The following is a 20141-nucleotide window of genomic DNA, read 5'->3' on the forward strand; positions in this document are numbered from 1 at the left end:
GAACCGGGGGATCCCCCGGTTCGGACGGGCTTCTGTTGTGCGGCGCCTGCTGACGCCAGCGACGGCGGTCCGGTCGCCCGGCGGCCCGGCGGCCGGCGCGGCCGCCGCCGCCGGCGCCGCCGGCCCGCCCCGGCCTACGCCAGCAGCACGCTCCAGCTCCGCGCACTCGGCCACAGCTGGTGCTCCGGCAGGACGTCGAGCCCACACGCCCGGCTGCCGAGCCCGTGCTGCGCGTCGTCGAGGTACAGGTACAGCGCGTCCGGCTCCGGCAGCTCGTGCGGGTGCCCGGCACGCCCGACCTGCTGCGCGGTCCACGGCGTCAGGGTGAACCCGGCGCGGTGCCCCGAGCCCGGCGCCGGCACGGTCGTGACCGCGAAGGGCCCCACCGACAGCGACCGCAGCGAGGGACGGTGCCCGGTCTCCTGCGGCATCGAGTAGCGCGTGGTCATCGCCGAGACCGGAGCCTCGAACCGTCCGACGCGGGCCGCGTGCGACGAGTCCGCGTAGGACTCGTCCGGCCCGGTCCCGAACCACGAGGCCGTCTCGGACAGCAGCGCGGCGGGCAGGTCGATCCGCACGCCGACCCGCGGCCAGGTGACGTCCCAGCCGCCGAACGGCACGGCGTTGGTCCGCAGCAGCAGTCCGGCGTCGGTCAGGGTCCACCGGTGCGTGACCTCGACCCCGGCCCCGCTGTTCGCCGCCCCGACCCGGACCCGCTGCACGAGTCCGTCGTCGGTCCGGTCCACGGACACCAGCCGGTGGGTCAGCCGGTCGAGACCACGGGCCTCCCACTTCGACGCCGACGAGGGTGCCGTCGGGTCGCCGACACCGTGCGTCAGCTCCGGATCAGCGGTCTCGTACCCGCCCTGGGAGGCGCCACGGTCGTTGTCCGTCGGTGCCCGCCACAGCTCGAGGCGGGGCCCGGCCACCGCGTGGCCCTTGAGCGTCGCCAGGTCACCGCGTGCCGTGAACGTCGCGTCACCGAGACGGTCGCCCTGCCACCCCACTCGGGAGGCCCGCACCACCTCGGCCGCCCGGCTCGCCACGAGCGTCTGGGAGCGTGCGACCACGTGCCCGGTGTCCGCCCATGCGGTCGGCCCGGCGAGCTCCGCGACGACGTCGAGCCACAGCTCGTCGCCCGGCGCCAGGGAGTCCGCATCCGCCCGCGCTGCCGCGAGCACCTCGTCGGGCACCGGCACCGTGGCGGACTGCCGCGCGGCGACGATCCCGGGCGCGAACCGTCCGGACGCCTCGACGACGCCGTTCCGGCTGAGGGTCCAGCAGAACCGCAGTCCCGCGGTCGACGCCGAGTGGTACCGGTTCTCGACCAGGACGGTCCCGCCGCCGGCGATGCTCGAGCCGCCGAGGGGCGAGACGGACAGGCGGACCGGGGCGACGACGGCCGCGAACTCCGCCAGGCCCGGGGTCGGGGTGTCGTCGGGCAGGACCAGGCCGTCCATCACGAAGTTGCCGTCGTGCACGACCTCGTGGAAGTCGCCGCCGTACGCGTGGTACTGGGTGCCGTCGGGCGTGTGGGCCAGGAGTCCGTGGTCACGCCACTCCCACACGAAGCCGCCGTGCAGCCGGGGGTAGCGGTCGACCAGGGCCTCGTACTCGGCGATCTGCCCGGGGCCGTTGCCCATCGCGTGCACGTACTCGCAGTGCAGGAACGGCTTCGACCGCTGCCGTGCGGCCTCGGCGGGACCGCAGCCGAGCAGGGGAGTGGCCGCACCGCCGCCGATCGACTCGGTCTCCTGCAGCGTCGGGTACATCCGCGAGTACACGTCGGTGTACTCGCCCGTGTAGTCGCCCTCGTAGTGCACCGGACGCTCGGGGTCGCGGGCGTGCACCCACTGGGACATCGCGGCGAGGTTCCGGCCGGTGCCGGACTCGTTGCCGAGCGACCACATCACGATCGACGGGTGGTTCTTGTCGCGCTCGACGGTGCGGGCGATGCGGTCGAGGTACGCGTCCTCCCAGGCGGGGTCGTCGGAGGGGTTGCCCTGCCAGCCCTGGAACTCGAAGCCGTGCGTCTCGAGGTCGCACTCCAGGATCACCCAGAAGCCGAGTTCGTCGGCCAGGTCGAGCACGCGCGGGTGCGGCGGGTAGTGCGAGGTGCGTATCGCGTTGACGTTCGACCGCTTCATGAGCGCCATGTCCGCGCGGGCGTGGGCCTCGTCGAACACCCGGCCGCGGACCGGGTGCGTCTCGTGCCGGTTGACACCGTGGAACACGACGCGCTCGCCGTTGACCAGGAACCGGTCGCCGACGATCTGCACGGTCCGGAACCCCAGTCGGAGCGACACGGTCTCCCCGGCAGCGCCGCTGCCCGACGTCACCGTCGCGTCGTACAGCCGCGGCAGCTCAGCGCTCCACGGTTCGACGCCCTCGACCGTGATCGGGGCGACGTCGTCCGCGGAGTCCCACACCACGGACACGCCGAGCTCCGGGACGGCGAAGCGCACCGGGAACACCGCGTCGAGCGTCGGCACCGAGATCGTGCCCGTCCCGGTCGAGGGCCGGCCTGACGCAGCGGTGCCGGCGGAGGCCGCGTCGCCGAGCGTCGCGGTCCACCCGGCGCGGACGAACACGTCGTCGATCGGGGCGGCCGGACGGGCGAGCAGGGTGACGTCCCGGAAGATGCCGGGCAGCCACCACTGGTCCTGGTCCTCCAGGTACGAGGCCGCCGACCACTGGTGCACGCGGACCCGCAGCTCGTTCGACCCCGGTCGGAGCATCGACGTCACGTCGAACTCGGTGGCGAGCCGGGACCCGGTCGACCACCCGACGAGCTCCCCGTTCACCCACACCCGGTAGTGGGACTCCACCCCGTCGAAGCGGAGCAGCACCTGTGCGGCCCCGTCGAACGAGTCCGGCAGCGTGAAGGTCCGACGGTGGTCGCCGGTCGGGTTCTCGTCCGGCGGGTGCGGCGGGTCGACCGGGAACGGGTACTGCACGTTGGTGTAGCTCGGCGCACCGTGACCGTGCAGGACCCAGTGCGACGGCACCGGGAGTGACCCCCACCCGTCCGGGTCCTCGAACCCGGGGGCGTCCGCCACCGGGGACCACCGGAAGTCCCAGTCGCCGTTGAGCGACAGCGACGGAGCGTCGGTGTGCAACCAGGCACGTGGTGCCCGGCGTGACGCGGATCCCGGTGTGGTCGAGTGCAGGTCGTCGAGTGCGGCAGAGGTCAACCCTTGACCGATCCTTCCGTGAGGCCCCCGCGCCAGAAGCGCTGCAGGACGATGATGGCGATGACGAGCGGGATGACCGAGACGAGCACCCCACCCGTGGTGAGCTGGTAGAACTCGGGCAACCGGTCCACCTGGGCTCGCCAGTTGTTCAGTCCCAGTGTGATCGGGTACAGCTTCTGGTCTGCCAGCATGATGAGCGGCAGGAAGAAGTTGTTCCAGATCCCGACCAGCTGGAACAGGAACACGGTGACGAGCGCGGGGGTCAGCTGGCGCAGCGCGATGGTGTGGAAGATCCGCAGTTCACTCGCCCCGTCGAGCCGTGCGGACTCCATCAGCGCCGTGTCGATCGACGCCGAGGCGTACACCCGGCACAGGAACAGCCCGAACGGCGAGACCAGGCTCGGGATGAGCACGCTCCAGTACGTGTCGGTCAGGCCCATCGTCGAGAACAGCAGGAACAGCGGCAGTGCGGTCGCCGTGCCGGGCACGAGGACGCCGCCGAGGATCGTGCCGAACACGAGCTGCCGGCCGCGGAACTCGTACTTCGCCAGGGCGTACCCGCCGGCCGCGGCGAAGTAGGTCGCCAGGACCGCGCCGACGCCGGAGTACAGGACGCTGTTCGCGATCCAGCGGACGAAGATGCCGCCGTCGTAGGTGAACACCGCCTGGATGTTGCTGAACAGGGCGAAGTCGCCGCCGAACCAGAACCCGTTCGTGGCGAACAGGGCGCCGGTCGTCTTCGTCGCGGCGATCACGACCCAGTACAGCGGCACCAGGAAGTACAGTGCGACGACGACCAGGATCCCGGTCACCACGATCTGCGACCGCGGCGAGCGATCGAGCTTGCGGCGCTGGTGCGCGGTGATCGACGTGGTGTCGACCGGCACCGCGGTCTTCGCCGTGGCTGGCGCTTCGACGGCTTCGCTGGTCATCGTTCAGTCCCTTCGGTCGTCGCGACACGACCGGCCGGGAGGCTGCGGTCGGCTTGTGTGGTGACCGTGCTGCCCGCCGCAGCGCGCGTCTGGAGCGCGCGCCGAGCCTCCAGGCCGCCCTTGCGGGCCCGCTTGCGCTGGTCGCGCTCGTCCTTCGGCCGCCGGTTCGTCAGCGCCAGGAACGTGAACGACAGGACGAACGCGGCCAACGCGATGATCACGGCCTGCGCGCTCGCGACGCCGTACTCGTTGAAGGCGAACGCGTTCGTGTACGCGGCGTAGTTCGGCGTGTACTCGGTGTCGATGGCGGGGGCGACCGTCGACAGGATCTGCGGCTCGGCGAAGAGCTGCAGCGTGCCGATGATCGAGAACACCGTCGTCAGCACCAGGGCCGGCGCGATGAGCGGGATCTGGATCCGCCACGCGACCTGGAACGGGCCGGCGCCGTCCATCTTCGCGGCCTCGTAGACCTCGCCGGGGATCGACTTCAGCTGCGCGACGATGATGAGCATGTTGTAGCCGGTGTAGGTCCACGTGACGATGTTCGCGATCGACCAGAGCACGCTGTTCGCGCCGAGGAAGTCCGGCTGCAGCCCCATCGACTGCAGCAGTGACACGATCGGCGACAGCCCAGGGACGTACAGGAACGACCAGAGGATCGTCGCGATGACGCCGGGGACGCCGTACGGCATGAAGTAGATGGCCCGGAAGAAGCCCGGCCAGCGGGCGCTCGCCGACTCGAGCAGCAGCGCCAGGATCGTGCAGGCGATGATCATCACCGGCACCTGGACGATGCCGAACAGCAGCATCCGGCCGATCGAGGCGACGAAGCCGTTGTCGTTCAGCGCCGTGACGTAGTTGTCGAAGCCGGCGAACCGGCCGGTGACGCCGTCCTCGCCGAACAGGCCCTTCCGGTCGACGGTGGTGAAGCTCTGGAACAGCGCACTGATGATCGGGATGACGAACGTCAGCGCGAAGAGCGCCAGGAACGGTGCGAGCAGGATCCACGGCGCACGCTTCTGCGCGCGGGTGGCCTTGGTGCTCGTGCGGAAGGCGGGGGGTGTCTGCTGCGTGGTCATCGTGCCGTCCTGACGCTGAGGCCCTTTTCCTTGAAGGACTGCACGATCTCGGCCTGGGCGAGCTCGACGGCGTCCGAGAGCTTCAGCTTGCCGGTGATCTTGCGGCGGAACTGGTCCTGCAGCGACGTGAAGGCCGACTGCGTCACCGGCGACCACGACCAGTCGATGTTCTGCTCCTTCGCGGCGGGGGCGAAGACCTCTTCGTTGTAGTTCTGGCCGGAGAACCACTCCGACGGCTGCTCGCGCTGAGCGCCGATGTAGTCCTTCGCGGGGGACCAGCCGATGCCGCAGTACTTGATCATCGCGTCCACCCCTTCCTTCGAGGTGGTCATCCAGGTGATGAACTCGAGCGCTTCCGCGGGGTGCTTCGCGTTCGCCAGGACCGCGGCGCTGGACCCGCCGATCGCACTCGAACCGAACCCGGACGCGTCCCACTTCTGCATCGGTGCGACCTTCCACTTGCCCTTGCCGCCCTGGATCGACTCGATCAGCGCGTCACCCCAGCTGGCACTCGTCACCGCGGCGATCCGACCGCTGGCGCACGCGGCGTACCAGCCGGGGGAGTACGCACCGGCGCTCGTGTCGACCAGGTCGTCGTCGATGCAGCCGTCGAAGAAGTCGGCGACCCGCATCGTGGCGTCGTCGGTCAGGTCGACGACCCACTCGTCCCCGTCGACCTGGAACCAGCGGGCGCCGGCCTGCTGGGCGTAGGCGGCGAAGGGGGAGGCGTCGGCGACCGGGAACACCTCGAGGTAGTTCCGCTTGCCGGTCTTCCGGACCTTGTCGGCGAGCACCTTCCACTCGTCCCACGTGGTCGGGGGTTCGCCGCCGGCCTGCTCCAGGATCGCGGTCTGGTAGTAGAAGCCCATCGGGCCGGTGTCCTGCGGGATGCCGTAGACGCCGTCGACGAACTCGACCTGGGCCCAGGCGGCCTCGTCGTACTCCGACTGGAAGTCCTTCGCTCCGTACCGGGCCAGGTCGACCAGGCCGTTCGCGAGCATGAACTCGGGGATCTGCCGGAGCTCGACCTGGCCGATGTCCGGTCCGCCGCCGGCCGCGAGCGCGGAGTACATCTTCTGGTACCCGCCGGCGGTGCCGCCGGGGATCCAGTTCGCGGTGACCTGGATGTGCGGGTGCGAGGCGTTCCACACGTCGCACACCTTCTGCAGGTCCTTGAGCCAGGCCCAGTAGGTGATCTGGACCGTCTCCCCACGTGCGGCGGCCGGCACCAGCGCCGACCGGTTCACGTTGGTCGAGCCCGGCACCGCGCACCCGGCGAGCAGACCTGCTGCCGCCGTGCCGATGCCGAGACCCAACAGGGATCGTCTGGACAGTGGTGTTGGTGATGGCGTCATTGCCGTGCACCTCCGGTTCGTCGTCGGATCGGGGTTGCACGACACCCAACCACAGAACCGAACGACGGTGGGGATTCGTGCCGGATTCGTGACCGGACGGGAGGCCCGTGGCGACGCCACCACGGGCCTCCCGTCCGTTCCGGGTCGCGCCGGGCGTCTCAGTCGTGCGAGCGGTCCGCCCGCGGCACGAGCGGCAGTGCGAGCACCGGCAGCGCCGCGACGAGCAGGAACGACCCGGCGAACCCGACCAGCCCGACCAGGGCGCCGATGCCCGGGCCGACGACGCTCGCCGCGATGAACTGCCCGGTGTTCTGCGCGCCCAGGGCCCGGCCGGACCAGGCGGGGCCGGCGGCCTCGGCGACCGACGTGTACGCCAGACCGTTGTCGGCGACCGTGACGCTCGTCGCCACGACGAGCACCACCGCGGCTGCGGGCAGGTGCGCGACGTCGACCAGGGCCAGCACCGCCATCACCACGGCGGCCGACACGGCGACCACCCGCAGCGGCCCGACCCGGGAGCCGACGTGGTCGCTCCACGAGCCGACCAGGATCCGGCCGATCGCACCGACGAACTGGGCGGCCCCGACCAGCAGTCCGGCTGCGGACGTCGACCAGCCGAGGGTGACCAGCCAGACCAGCCCGTACGTCGACAGGGTGAACTGCGGCACCACGAGCAGGATCGAGACGGCGTGGATCCGCCAGAGGAAGCCGGTCGCGCGGTACGGGTTCGTGGTCGCGCCGGTCGTGCTGATCGTGCTGGTCGCGCTGGTCGCGCTGGTCGCGCCGGTCGGGTTCGACGTGTCGGCGGTGGGGGAGCGCTTCCGCGTCGGTCGGGGCGGGTCGGCGATCCCGAACGCGCACGACACCGCGAGCACCGCGCACAGCAGCACCGGCAGGACCAGCGCGCTGCGGATGCCCGACGCCTCGGCGAGCTGCGGGACCGTGACGGCCGCCAGGGTCACCCCGAGCGGCTGCGACATCTGACGGATCCCCATCGCCAGGCCGCGCCGCTCCTTCGGGAACCAGCCGACGACCACCCGGCCGCTCGCCGCGTTGGTCGAGGCGCTCGTCATGCCCGCCGCCAGGAACGCGACCCCGAGCAGCAGGGTGTCGTCGCCGGCCAGCCATGCGCCGGCGACCGCGAGGGTGGTGAGCACCAGTCCGACCGCGATCACGACCCGCTCGCCGATCCGGTCCGTCACGGCGCCCCAGGCGATGAGCGTCAGGACCATGCCCGCCGTCGGGGCCGAGGCGAGCAGTCCGGCCTGCGCGAGCGACAGGCCGTTCGCGTGCAGGTACGGGATGAGCAGGGCCGGCGCCGTCACGACGAGGGTCCCGGCGGTCTGCGCCAGGACACCCAGCGCGAGCACCACCCAGGCGCGTGCAGGTGTCCGGACCACGCGCTCCCCGTCTCGACTCGGCTGGTGTACCGGAACGGTATACCAACACGCGTCGGACGGCACTACGCTGGATGCCCGTGACCGAACCGACCGACGCAGCACCCGTGTCGCAGACGGCCCAGCTCTACGACAACCTCCGCGCCGCGATCCTGACGCTCGACATCGCGCCCGGGGAACGCATCTCGGAGCGCGGGCTCGAAGCGCGTTTCCACGCCTCGCGCACCCCCGTCCGTGCGGCCCTGTCGCGCCTGGAACGCGAGGGGCTCATCCTGCACGAGGGGCGTTCGTGGACGGTCACGCCGATCGACCTCGACGAGATCGCCTCGCTCGCCGAACTCCGCGGTGTCCTCGAACCCGCCGCCGCCCGGCTCGCCGTGGCCCGTGCGCAGCCGGAGGCGCTCGCCGAGGTCCGCGGGCACCTCGATGCCCTCCGTCCGACGCCGGACCAGCAGGCCGGCATCACGATGGGGTCGACGTTCCACCTGGACCTGGCAGCCCTCGGCGGCAACCGGTTCGTCACCGACGCGGTGGCCGACGCCCTGACCCGACTCGAGCGCACGCGGTGGATCGAGGTCCGCACGCCCGAGGCCCGCGACGCCGCGTGGCAGGAGCACAGCGACATCCTCGACGCCGTCCAGCAGGGCGACGCCGACCGCGCGGCGGAACTGGTCGCCGCCCACGTCGCGGGCACCAACGACCGGCTGCTGGGCTTCATCGCCCAGGAGCGGCGTCGGCTCCGCGGCGCGGGCATGGCGATCGTCGGCGCGCCGGAGCGGCTGGCCGCCGGCGCCTGACCGGCTGCTGGCGTGCGCTCGCTACTCGACGAGCGGACGCTCCTCCGTCCCGTCGAGCTGGGCGGTCACCCACGACAGGTGCGAGTCGTGGTCGTGGTCGAGGAGCGCGTCGCGCACCTCGGCCTCGTCGGTGGAGAGCCGGTACGCGTCCCTGCGTCCGGACGGAGTCGACTGTGACATCTGATCGTCCTTCCCACTGCTGGTGTGCAGGACCTGCCGACAGGGCAGGCCCTGCTGATCCGGCTGACCGATCGCCCGGCCAGTCCCGGTTGGTCGGGCCAGTGTCGTCCTGCGCGCCCCGGTGCGCAAGACCCCGCCGTGGACCTGTGCAGAACCGACGCTGCCTAGGATGGTCGGCGTCGCCGGGCAGGCCGCCCGCGGCTCCGACCGCGACGGGAGGCACGGCGTGACCACGCAGGGCACCGCACCTCCCACGGTCTACGACGTCGCCTCGGCCGCGGGCGTCTCGATCGCGACCGTCTCGCGCGTCCTCCGCACCCCCGACGCCGTCCGCGAGGGCACCCGAGACCGGGTGCAGGCGGCGATCCGCTCCCTCGGCTACGTCCCGTCCGGCAACGCCCGCGCCCTGGCCGGACGCCGGACCGGCGTGGTGGGGCTGCTGCTGCCGGGGTTCGACGTCGTGCCGGACGAACGGCCGGACGTCGTCACCGACGGCGGCGTCCGCATCGTCGACGACCGTCGGCACGTGACCCAGCCGACGTCCTCGAACCTGTACTTCGACGAGGTCCTGCGGGGCGCCGAGACCGAGGCCTGGCAGCGCGGCCTGGCGCTCATGGTCGCGGCCGGTCGTGGTCCGTCGCGGGACGTCATCGTCAACGACGTCGCCGGCCGGGTCGACGGGTTGGCGGTCCTGGCGCAGACCGTGCCGGACGAGCTGCTCGAACACGTCGCCCGCCGGATCCCGGTGGTGGTGCTCGCCGACGACCGGCGCTCGCGCGGCTTCGACTCGATCAGCGTCGACAACGCTGCGGGCATGCGGACCCTCGCCGCCCACGTCATCGGTCGGCTCGGCATCCGGTCGATCGCCTACGTCGCCGGGCCCGTCGACTCCCCGGACGACCAGGAGCGAACCGCCGGGTTCAAGCGTGCGCTCGAGGACCACGGCCTGGCGTCGGCCGCGGTCCGGACCGTGCACGGCGACTTCGGCCGGGTCCGGGCGCGGGAGCTCGCCCGCACCCTGCTGGACGAGCGGGTGCCGCGGGCGATCGTCTGCTCGAACGACCAGTCGGCGCTCGGCGTGCTCGACGCGGTCCTGGCGCGCGGGCTCCGGGTGCCGGACGACGTCGTGGTGACGGGGTTCGACGGCATCGACGCCGGGCGGTACTCGGTGCCGCGTCTGACCACGGTGCACCAGCCGATGGGGGACCTCGGCCGCGCAGCCGTCCGGGCGATCGTCGACCGACTGGACCGCCGTGACGGTCCGCCGCGGGCCGTCCGGCTGCCCGTCGAGGTGCTCCTGCGCGAGAGCTGCCCGCCGTCGCTCTGACGTCGCCGACGCCCACGCATCGGTGACTTGCGCCCGGCGATGTAAGCGCATACATTGCTCCTCGTACCCACTCGACACGGAGGTCGACCGAGCAATGACGCTTCCCCAACAGCGCACCCCGCGGCGCACCCCGCGGCACGCCCGGCGCACGCGCCTCGCCGTCGCCCTCGCGGGCATCGCGGTCGTGGCCCTCGCGGCGTCCGGCTGCAGCATCCAGGTCCGGTCCCAACCGGACCCGAGCATCGGCAAGGACACGATGCTCATCAACGCGGACCACGGCAACCCGCTGTTCGACCGCAACTTCAACCCGTACATCACGAACGCCCGCACGGCCTCGAAGTGGATGTACGAGCCCCTCATCGAGGTGAACCCCCTCGACGGCAAGCGGAACCCGTGGCTCGCCAGCTCGTGGGAGCAGCCGGACGCCAAGACGATCGACATGACGATCCGCAGCGGCGTCGAGTGGTCGAACGGCGACCCGTTCACGGCGAAGGACGTCGTCTTCACGTTCGACCTGCTGAAGAAGTTCCCCGCGATGGACGTCAAGGGCGCCTGGCAGCACATCGACACCATCGAGCAGCAGGGCGACCACGTCGTCTTCCACCTGAAGTCCGACGACGTCCCGAGCCTGACGATCATCGGCCAGACCTACATCCTCGGCGAGCAGCACTGGGGGAAGGTCAAGGACCCGACGACGTGGCGGGACCCGAACCCGGTCGGCACCGGCCCGTTCGTCCTCGGCAACTACACCGACCAGCAGTACTCGATGGACAAGAACCGTCGGTACTGGCAGGCGGACAAGATCGCGATCAAGCACCTCATCCTGCCGGCGACGAACACGCAGCTCGACACCGTCACCCGCGGCTACGACTGGTCGTACTCGTTCATCTCCGACGTCAAGGGCACCTGGGGCGCCGCGTCCCGCACCAACACGTGGTGGTTCCCGCCGGGGGGTGTGATCGGCCTCATCCCGAACCTGACGAAGGCGCCGTACGACGACGTCAACGTCCGCCGGGGCATCTCGCTCGCGCTCGACCGCGACGACATCGCCGAGACCGCCACCGAGGGCAACCTCAGCGCCGCGGCCCAGACCGGCCTGATCCTGCCGAACCAGGAGCGGTACGCCAACCCCGACATCCCCGACAAGGGCATGGTGAAGCAGGACGTCGCCGCCGCGAAGGCGTCGTTCGCGAAGTCCGGGTGGGTCGAGCAGGGCGGCAAGATCGTCAAGGACGGCAAGCAGCTCGCCATCACGATCACCACGGCGAACGGGTACGCGGACTGGCTCCGAGCCGCGCAGGAGGTCCGCCGCGACCTCACCGCCATCGGCGTCTCCGTCACCATCAAGGCCCCGCAGCCGGCCGGGTACCAGCAGGCGATCAACAACGGCGACTTCGACATGGCAATGGGCGGCATGGGCAACGGCGACGTGTACCAGGCGTTCAACTCGCTGATGTCGACCGAGTTCTACCAGCCCGTCGGCAAGCCCACGGTGAACAACTACGAGCGGTACCGGGACCCGGCCACGCAGCGCCTGCTCGACGAGTACAAGGCGACGACCGACACCGCCCGCCAGCAGCAGATCCTCGACCAGTTGCAAACCATCGTGTACGACCAGCTGCCGGTGATCGGCATGTACCACGGCGGACTCTGGGGCCTGTTCAACACCGGCAAGTTCGTCGGGTGGCCGAGCGCGAAGGACCCCTACATGGCCCCGCAGAACTACGACTCGGCGCCGCTGCTGATCTTCACGAAGCTGCGACTGCGTGACAGCGCTGCCGGCCGGGAGATCCTGAAGGAACAGGACGACGCCAAGTGAAGTACATCCTGCAGAAACTCGTCCTCTTCGTCCTGACCCTCTGGGCCGCGGTCACGCTGAACTTCGTGCTCCCGCGCCTCATGCCGGGCAGCCCGAGCGACGCGGCCCTGGCGAAGCTCAGCCAGAACGGCCCCGTCACCGACGCCACGCGCAAGGCCATCGAGGCGCAGCTCGGCGTCCCGACCGGCAACCTGTGGGACCAGTACGTCAGCTACCTGCACCAGGTCATCACCCTCGACTTCGGCACGAGCTACACGTTCTACCCGCAGCCGGTCGGCGACCTCGTCGGGAAGGCCCTGCCCTACACGCTGATCCTGGTCGGCGTCGTGACGATCCTGGCGTTCGTCCTCGGCACCCTGATCGGTGTCGGCGCCGCCTGGAAGCGCGGCACCTGGCTCGACTCGCTCCCCACCCTGTCCGGCTCGTTCATGTCGACGTTCCCGTACTTCTGGACGGCGCTGCTCCTGCTGTTCTTCCTCGGCTACGTCCTGCACTGGTTCCCGACCACCGGCGCGTACTCGGCGACGACCACCCCGGGCCTCTCCGGAGCGTTCGTGGGTGATGCCCTGCAACACGCGGTCCTGCCGGCGGTCACGATCCTGGTGACGAGCCTCGGCGGCTGGATCATCGGCATGCGCAACGCGATGATCAACACCCTCGGTGACGACTACGTCACCTTCGCCGAAGCGAACGGCCTCCGCGGTCGCACCGTCGCGATCCGCTACGCCGCCCGGAACGCGATCCTGCCGAACCTCACCGGCTTCGGCCTGGCCCTCGGCGGGGTGGTCGGCGGCTCGGTGCTCGTCGAGCAGGTGTTCGGCTACCCGGGCATCGGCTACCTGTTGTTCAACGCCGTCATCGGGCAGGACTACCCGCTCATGCAGGCACTCTTCCTGATGATCACCGTGTCGGTGCTCATCGCCAACTTCATCGTGGACGTGCTGTACGGCGTCCTGGACCCGAGGACGCGCCGATGACCACGATCGCAGTACGCACGCAAGGACCCGAACAGCAGGCCCCGTCCAAGCTCCGGTCCGCCGCCCGCCAGTTCGGCGTCGTCTGGTCGAACACCAAGGCCCGGATCGGCATCGTCATCCTGGCCGTGTTCGTCCTCGTGGCGATCCTGGCGCCGCTCCTCGCCCCGTACGGCGCCAGCCAGAACGGCTTCGCCCGGTCCGCCGACGCGACGCCCGACCACTGGATGGGCACCACCGCCGCCGGCGAGGACGTCCTGTCCCAGCTCATCTACGGCGCCCGCATCTCGGTGATGGTCGGCGCGGTCGCGGGCATCCTGTCCACGCTCGTCGCCGTCGCGATCGGCCTCAGCTGGGGCTACGTCCGCGGCTGGATCGCCGAGGTCATCGGCTTCGTCGTGAACCTGTTCCTGGTGATCCCGGGCCTGCCGCTCATGATCGTCATCGCGGCCTACCTGCAGAACGGCGGGATCGCGGTCATCATCGCGGTGATCGTCGTCACCGGCTGGGCCTGGGGCGCGCGCGTCCTGCGCAGTCAGACGCAGTCCCTCCGCGGTCGTGACTTCGTCACCGCCGCCCAGTTCTCCGGCGAGGGCGCGACCCGCATCGTGTTCCGCGAGATCCTGCCGAACATGACGAGCCTCATCGTCGGCAGCTTCTTCGGTGCCGCGACGAGCGCGATCCTGGCGGAGGCCGGCCTCGAGTTCCTGGGCCTCGGCGACTCCTCGATCGTCAGCTGGGGCACGATCCTCTACTGGGCGCAGAACTCCAACGCGCTGCTCACCGGCCAGTGGATCCTGCTGTTCGCGCCGGGTCTCTGCATCGCCCTCCTGGCGATGAGCCTGACCCTCATCAACTTCGGCGTCGACGCCGTGTCCAACCCGCGGCTGCGCGAGGGCGCGCGCCCGAAGCGCAAGGAGGCGACCGCATGAGCGGCTCACGTTCCGCACCCCAGGACGGACTGGAGGCACGCACCGGCGCCGCCACGGTCCTCCCGTCCGACGGTCCCACCGGATCCGCGACCGACGTCCTGCTCGACGTCCGCGACCTGTCGGTCGTCTACGAGTCGTCGGGGCAGACCGCCGTCCAGGCGGTCGACCACGTGTCGTTCTCGCTGCGGAAGGGCGAGTTCGTCGGCCTGGTCGGCGAGTCCGGCTCCGGCAAGTCGACGCTCGGCTACGCGCTGACCCGGCTGCAGAAGCCGCCGGCGCGGACCAACGGCGGCAGCATCGTCTTCAACGGCCACGACATCCGTGACCTCGGCGACGAGGAGCTCCGGCAGCAGCGCCAGGGCGGCTTCGCGATGGTGCTGCAGTCGGGCATGAACGCGCTGAACCCGGTGCGGACGATCCGCAACCACTTCATCGACGTGTTCAAGGCCCACGGCCACGTGCCGCGCGAGCGGTGGGACAGCCGGATGCGGGAGCTCGTCGGCAAGGTGAAGCTGCCCGACTCGATGCTGGCGCGGTTCCCCGGCGAGCTGTCCGGCGGCATGCGGCAGCGCGTGTCGATCGCCCTCGCGCTGTCCCTCGAACCGCAGCTCATGGTGTTCGACGAGCCGACCACGGCGCTCGACGTCCTGGTGCAGCACGCGGTGATGGACACGATCATCGAGCTGCAGCGTGCCGAGGGCTTCACGGCCGTGCTCATCAGCCACGACCTCGGCATCGTCCTCGAGGCGACCGAACGTGTCCTCGTGATGCACGAGGGCCGGATCGTCGAGGACGGCGGATCGCGCGAGATACTGCGCGACCCGCAGGACGAGTACACGCAGATGCTGCTCTCGCACTACGCCGACCCGCGCGCCGCGGTCGTGAGCCTGCCGGGCTTCCCGGACCGCTCGCTCCGAGCCGAGGCCGGCGAGAAGCGACAGCAGGCGACGTCGTCGTTCAGCACGGTCGGTTCGCGGGAGCGCAGTGCCGCCCGGAACCCGATCGTCGTCGACCACCTCGTCAAGACGTACCCGGCGCCCCGTCGTGGTGAGCAGCCGGTGCAGGCCGTGCGCGACGTGTCGTTCACGCTCGAGCCGGGGCAGTCCCTGGCCCTCGTCGGTCAGTCGGGCTCCGGCAAGTCGACCATCGCGAAGCTGCTCACCGGCGTCGAGAAGCCGACGGCCGGCACCGTCCGGTTCGGTGACCTCGACGTCGCGAAGCTCGGGCGGCGGGGCATGCGGGACCTGCGCTCCGAGGTGCAGATGGTCTTCCAGGACCCGTACTCGGCGCTCAACCCACTGCACACGGTGGAGTACACGCTCACCCGTCCGGTCGTGAACTACACCGGGCTCCGTGGTCGCGATGCCCGACGCCGTGTGCTCGAGCTCCTCGAGACCGTGGGCCTGACGCCCGTCGAGCAGTTCGCGCAGAAGCTCCCGCACCAGCTCTCCGGTGGGCAGCGGCAGCGCGTCGTGATCGCCCGGGCGCTCGCGAGCGACCCGCAGGTGATCATCGCCGACGAGCCGGTCTCGATGCTCGACGTGACGCTCCGTGCCGGGGTGCTCGCGCTCCTCGAGGACCTGCGCGAGCAGTGGGGCGTCTCGCTCCTCTACATCACGCACGACCTGTTGAGCGCCCGGCTCATCACCGACGACATCATGGTGCTCCACGACGGCGCGGTGGTCGAGCGCGGTCGCACGGCCGAGGTGCTGCAGAACCCCCGGGACGACTACACGGTCGCGCTGCTGGACGCCGTGCCGAACCCCCGCCGGAGACTGGCTTCATGACGAACCTGCACGCGTTCCCCACCGTCCCGCCGTTCGGCCACCTGCCCACACCCGACGGCGTCGACGTCGTCGGCATCGACCTGCCCGTCGGCCGGCTCACCGCCTACCGCGTCGTCCCGACGGGGGAGTCGAAGGGCACGGTCCTCGTCGTCCCCGGGTACACCGGCTCGAAGGAGGACTGGCGCACGTTCATGCCGCTCCTCCGTGACGCCGGCTGGACCGCGGTGGCGATCAGCCGCCGCGGCCAGGCCGACTCGGCAGCGCCGACCTCGCCGTCGGACTTCGCGCTCGACGAGGAAGCCGCCGACGTGGTCCGGGTCGCCCGACTGCTCGACGACGGCGCGCCCGTCCACCTCATCGGGCACTCGCTCGGCGGGGTGATCGTCCGCGCCGCCGCGATCCAGGACCCGAGCGCCTTCCGCGACGTCGTGCAGTTCTGCTCCGGGCCGTACGGCTGGCCCTACCGCAAGGTGACCGAGCTGACGATCATGCACGACACCGGCGGGAACAACCGCACGCTGTTCGACGCCACGAACCCGCTTTGGGCCTACCGCCCCGACGAGGAGCTCCCCGACGACGTCCGGATGGTCCGCGACCGCTTCGACGCCACGAGCCCCCTGAGCGTCGTCGCCGGCGGGCACATCCTCGAGGACCACACCGACAGCTCCGCCGAACTCCGCGACACCAGGCTCCCCGTCCTCGTCACGCACGGGGAGTGGGACACCGCCTGGCCGATCCCGTGGCAGCGGACCATGGCCGAGGACACCGGCGCCGAGTACGTCGTCATCCCGGAGAGCTGGCACGGCCCCCAGGTCGAGAACCCCACCGGAACCGTCGAGGTCTTCGACACGTTCTTGAGCAAGCACTGACTCGTCCGCCCACTGAAAGGCACCATCATCACTTCGCTGCACTTCCCCGACGGCTTCCTCTGGGGCGCCGCCACGGCCGCCCACCAGATCGAGGGCAACAACGTCAACAGCAACTGGTGGGTGCACGAGCACGAGCCGGACACCACGATCGTCGAACCCTCCGGTGACGCGGCCGACAGCTACCACCGCTACCGCGAGGACATCCGCATCGCGGCCGACCTCGGGCTGAACTCCTACCGGTTCAGCATCGAGTGGTCCCGCATCGAGCCCGAGCGCGGGTCCGTCAGCCGCGCCGAGGTCGACCACTACCGCCGCATGGTCGAGGTCTGCCACGAGTTCGGCATCGAACCCATCGTCACCCTCATGCACTTCACCGTGCCGCGCTGGTTCGAACGCGACGGCTTCTGGCGGGCACCCGACGCCGCCGACCTGTTCGCCCGCTACACCGAGGCCGCGCTCCCCGTCGTCCAGGACGGCGTCCGGTACGTGTGCACGATCAACGAGCCGAACATCGCGGCCATGCTCGCCGGTGGTGAGGACGCCGCGAACCTCGTCGCCTACGGCCTGCCGAACCCGGACCTCGGCGTCGCCGACGCGCTGCTGGCCAGCCACAGGCGGTCGCGCGAGGTCCTGGGACAGGTGTCGGGCCTCCAGACCGGGTGGACCATCGCGACCCAGGCGTTCAAGCCGACCGACCAGCCCGGCTCCGCCGAGATGCTCCGCGAGTACGGGTACCCGCGCGACGACTGGTACCTGGAGCAGTCCGCCGGCGACGACTTCGTCGGCGTCCAGGCCTACACGCGCACGTTCATCGGCACCGACGGGCCGCTGCCCGTCGCGGACGACGTCGAGACGACGCTGACCGGTTGGGAGTTCTACCCCGAGGCCGCCGCCGACGGCATCCGCAGCGCGTGGGAGCTGTCCGGCCACGTGCCGGTCATGGTCACCGAGAACGGCATCGCCACCGCCGACGACACCCGCCGGATCGCCTACACGCAGGGCGCGCTCGAGGGCATCCACCGCTGCATCGAGGACGGCATCGACGTCCTCGGCTACCAGCACTGGTCGCTCCTCGACAACTACGAGTGGGCGTCCGGCTTCCGGCCGACGTTCGGGCTCGTCGCGTGGGACCGCGAGACGTTCGAGCGCACGCCGAAGCCGTCGGCGCACTGGTACGGGCAGGTCGCGCGGGCGAACGCGCTCTGAGTCGCGGCGGGGGCCGGCCGGGAGGCACGCCCCACCACCGACACCCCGGTCACGTCGTCGACGTGGCCGGGTGTCGTGTCTCAGCTGTCGATGTCTGGGCTGTCGGTGTCCTGGCTGTCCGAGTCCGGGCTGGCGGTGACCGGCGTGGCGGTGTCCGTGTCCGTGTCGGTGGCGCGTCGGTCGGTCTCGGGCGCGACGTCGTCCGGCGCGTGGCGGACGCGTTCGGTCAGGAGGGTCGCGACGCGAACGGATCCGCGTTCGTGCGCCAGGTCGAGAGGTGTCCGTCCCTCGGCGTCCGGCAGGTCGGCCCGCGCTCCGCGTCCGAGGAGCAACTCGGCTGCGGCCGGCCGATCGAACCACGCGGCGGCGTGCAGTGGCGCGAAGCCCCAGCGGGCGTCGATCTCGTCGACCCCGGCAGGCTCGCCGACGAAGCCGTCGAGCGCCATCGCCAGGCCACCGACGTCACCGTGCGCGGCGGCCCGCACCGCGGGGGATGCCCAGTCCGCCCAGCCGTCCGCCATCGGGCCGTGCCAGCCGTGGTCGGGTCGGGCCTCCAGGTCGCCCCAGGCGGACTCGTCGACGCTGCGGACGTCGACGGCGACGTCCTGGAAGACGACCGCGACTTCGCCGGTGGGGGAGACCAGCAGGCGCAGTTCCCACCCGTCCGGGCCGACGTGGGCGAGTTCGCCACGGAGCACGTGGACGTCGCCGGCCAGGAGGTCGAGTGCAGCGGTGTCCGGCGGATCGAGCGTCACGGCGTGGAAGCGCAGCGTGACGCGGGCGTGGTTCCACCGTCGCCACAGTCCCTCCGGGGTGTCGAGCACCTCGTCGTTGCGGACGACCACGACCACGCGCAGGGTGTCGCCGTCGAGGTCCCAGGACTCGAACCGTGCCTCCCCCCACTGCACCGCGGCGAGGGCGGCCACGGTCGGCGGCGCGTCGAGCACCAGCCGGCTGAGGTGGTCGCGGTACCCATCGACGTCCTCGAGGGACACGAAGCCCACACTCGGCCAGCCCAGGTGACTCCATCGCACGGGCCGACCTTACCGGGCGGGACCGCATCGATCGCCGACGTCCCGCAGTGAGGGGAGGTCCTCATCGGCGATGCGCTGACCGATCGTGCTCGGCGCTGCCATCGCGCGGCGGCACGCCTGGTCGCGATGTGCTTCGCGTGACCATCAAATCCGAGAGTTGTATGCTGATGCTTGATATACTGCATTGATGACTCGTAGCAGTGTTCTCGTCACCGGCGGCGCCGGGTACATCGGTGCCCACGTCGCTCACCTTCTCCGGCAGCGCGACGTCCGGATCGTCGTGCTCGACGATCTCTCCACCGGCCGTGCCGAGCGACTGACCGACGCGCCGCTCGTGCGCGCGGATCTCGCCTCGTCGAACGCCGTCGAGACGCTCGAGGCGGTCTTCGAAGCCCATGACGTCGGAGCCGTCGTCCACCTCGCCGGGAAGAAGCAGGTCGCCGAGTCCGTGACCGGTCCGACCCGCTACTTCCGGCAGAACGTCGGCGGACTCACGAACCTCCTCACCGCGATGGAACGGCGGGCGGTCCGACGTCTCGTCTTCTCGTCGTCCGCCGCGGTGTACGGTGCGACCGAACGGTCATCGGTTCGCGAAGACCACGACACGCGTCCCCTCAACCCGTACGGGCAGACCAAGCTCGTCGGTGAGTGGATGAACCGAGCCGCGTCCGATGCATGGGGGCTGTCCGTTGCGAATCTCCGGTACTTCAACGTGGCCGGTTCGGCGGCGGTCGAGCTCCGGGACGGCGGTCGGACGAACCTGATCCCGATCGTCCTCGACGCGGCGCGGGCCGGCTCGGAGGTGCCCGTCTTCGGCTCCGACTGGCAGACCGTCGACGGCACCTGCGTGCGGGACTACATCGACGTCCGCGACCTCGCCGCCGCACACGTCGACGCCCTCGAGCACGTCGCACGGGAAGTCGGCGGTCCCACGGAGTTCAACATCGGCACCGGGATCGGCACATCCGTCCGGCAGGTGATCGCACTCGCTGAAGCCGTGTCCGGTCGCGAGATCCGCACCGTCGACCGTGGTCCTCGCCCCGGGGATCCGGCAGCGGTCGTCGCGGACCCCACGCTCGCGAACGAGGTGCTCGGATGGCGAGCTCGCTACTCGACGGCAGAGACGATCGCGTCGGCGTGGGAGCACGACCTCCGCGGTGCTTCCCGTGTCGGCGGGGTCCTCGCCGCCTGACCGCCGCACTCCTGCACGACAGAGAAGCCCCAGACGCCGATCGGCGTCTGGGGCTTCTCTGTCGTGC

Annotated in this window: 16 protein-coding genes; 9 read left to right on the plus strand and 7 right to left on the minus strand. The window is 70.9% G+C overall.

Going from position 1 to position 20141, the window contains the following annotated elements:
* Positions 1-134: 134 nt before the first annotated feature.
* The 5 genes from QCD68_RS13575 to QCD68_RS13595 all read right to left on the minus strand — a co-directional run bounded on the left by QCD68_RS13575 (position 135) and on the right by QCD68_RS13595 (position 7960).
* On the minus strand, positions 135-3194 hold the full coding sequence (locus QCD68_RS13575; protein WP_301223390.1) for a glycoside hydrolase family 2 TIM barrel-domain containing protein: 3060 nt from the start codon (positions 3192-3194) through the stop codon (positions 135-137).
* A complete protein-coding gene (locus tag QCD68_RS13580; RefSeq protein WP_111075849.1) occupies positions 3191-4126 on the minus strand; it encodes a carbohydrate ABC transporter permease in 936 nt (311 codons plus the stop codon). The genes QCD68_RS13575 and QCD68_RS13580 overlap by 4 nt, the downstream gene beginning before the upstream one ends.
* Positions 4123-5205: a carbohydrate ABC transporter permease gene (locus QCD68_RS13585; RefSeq protein WP_301223391.1), complete on the minus strand. Its 1083-nt coding sequence runs from the start codon at positions 5203-5205 to the stop codon at positions 4123-4125. The genes QCD68_RS13580 and QCD68_RS13585 overlap by 4 nt, the downstream gene beginning before the upstream one ends.
* On the minus strand, positions 5202-6560 hold the full coding sequence (locus QCD68_RS13590; RefSeq protein WP_301223392.1) for an extracellular solute-binding protein: 1359 nt from the start codon (positions 6558-6560) through the stop codon (positions 5202-5204). Before QCD68_RS13590 ends, QCD68_RS13585 begins: the two co-directional genes overlap by 4 nt.
* Positions 6561-6718: 158 nt before the next feature.
* Entirely contained in the window at positions 6719-7960 is a 1242-nt protein-coding gene (locus QCD68_RS13595; RefSeq protein ID WP_301223393.1) for an MFS transporter, read from the minus strand.
* A 77-nt stretch (positions 7961-8037) separates the two neighbouring features.
* Between QCD68_RS13595 and QCD68_RS13600 the strand changes: the two genes are divergently transcribed.
* Positions 8038-8754: a GntR family transcriptional regulator gene (locus tag QCD68_RS13600; RefSeq protein WP_258376765.1), complete on the plus strand. Its 717-nt coding sequence runs from the start codon at positions 8038-8040 to the stop codon at positions 8752-8754.
* Positions 8755-8775: 21 nt separating this feature from the next.
* On the opposite strand, the gene QCD68_RS13605 is transcribed toward QCD68_RS13600, so the two are convergent.
* Positions 8776-8934 carry a hypothetical protein gene (locus tag QCD68_RS13605; protein ID WP_181439329.1) on the minus strand — a complete coding sequence of 53 codons (159 nt, stop codon included), beginning with the start codon at positions 8932-8934 and terminating at the stop codon, positions 8776-8778.
* 169 nt (positions 8935-9103) lie between these two features.
* Here QCD68_RS13605 and QCD68_RS13610 point away from each other — a divergent pair, with 169 nt between their 5' ends.
* The 7 genes from QCD68_RS13610 (at position 9104) to QCD68_RS13640 (ending at position 17848) form a co-directional block, all read left to right on the plus strand.
* Positions 9104-10261 carry a LacI family DNA-binding transcriptional regulator gene (locus QCD68_RS13610; protein WP_301223394.1) on the plus strand — a complete coding sequence of 386 codons (1158 nt, stop codon included), beginning with the start codon at positions 9104-9106 and terminating at the stop codon, positions 10259-10261.
* A 94-nt stretch (positions 10262-10355) separates the two neighbouring features.
* Complete coding sequence (locus tag QCD68_RS13615) at positions 10356-12080, plus strand: ABC transporter substrate-binding protein (protein WP_301223395.1); 1725 nt, start codon at positions 10356-10358, stop codon at positions 12078-12080.
* Complete coding sequence (locus QCD68_RS13620; RefSeq protein WP_111075855.1) at positions 12077-13057, plus strand: ABC transporter permease; 981 nt, start codon at positions 12077-12079, stop codon at positions 13055-13057. The genes QCD68_RS13615 and QCD68_RS13620 overlap by 4 nt, the downstream gene beginning before the upstream one ends.
* A complete protein-coding gene (locus QCD68_RS13625; RefSeq protein WP_301223396.1) occupies positions 13054-13986 on the plus strand; it encodes an ABC transporter permease in 933 nt (310 codons plus the stop codon). Before QCD68_RS13620 ends, QCD68_RS13625 begins: the two co-directional genes overlap by 4 nt.
* Positions 13983-15773, plus strand: coding sequence for an ABC transporter ATP-binding protein (locus QCD68_RS13630; RefSeq protein ID WP_301223397.1), 1791 nt, complete (start codon positions 13983-13985; stop codon positions 15771-15773). The genes QCD68_RS13625 and QCD68_RS13630 overlap by 4 nt, the downstream gene beginning before the upstream one ends.
* Positions 15770-16642, plus strand: a complete 873-nt coding sequence (locus QCD68_RS13635) for an alpha/beta fold hydrolase (protein ID WP_301223398.1) — start codon at positions 15770-15772, stop codon at positions 16640-16642. The genes QCD68_RS13630 and QCD68_RS13635 overlap by 4 nt, the downstream gene beginning before the upstream one ends.
* Positions 16643-16678: 36 nt before the next feature.
* Positions 16679-17848, plus strand: a complete 1170-nt coding sequence (locus QCD68_RS13640) for a glycoside hydrolase family 1 protein (RefSeq protein WP_301223401.1) — start codon at positions 16679-16681, stop codon at positions 17846-17848.
* A gap of 80 nt (positions 17849-17928) precedes the next feature.
* Here QCD68_RS13640 and QCD68_RS13645 read toward each other — a convergent pair whose 3' ends face one another.
* Positions 17929-18882 (minus strand): ankyrin repeat domain-containing protein, encoded by a 954-nt coding sequence (locus QCD68_RS13645; RefSeq protein WP_301223399.1) that lies wholly within the window; start codon positions 18880-18882, stop codon positions 17929-17931.
* A 187-nt stretch (positions 18883-19069) separates the two neighbouring features.
* On the opposite strand from QCD68_RS13645, the gene galE reads away from it, so the two are divergent.
* The gene (galE, locus tag QCD68_RS13650; protein WP_301223400.1) at positions 19070-20074 is read left to right on the plus strand and encodes a UDP-glucose 4-epimerase GalE; all 1005 of its coding nucleotides are present in this window, start codon (positions 19070-19072) and stop codon (positions 20072-20074) included.
* Positions 20075-20141: the final 67 nt, after the last annotated feature.

It is taken from the genome of Curtobacterium sp. PsM8 (genome assembly GCF_030433875.1).
In the GTDB taxonomy this organism is placed as follows: domain Bacteria; phylum Actinomycetota; class Actinomycetes; order Actinomycetales; family Microbacteriaceae; genus Curtobacterium.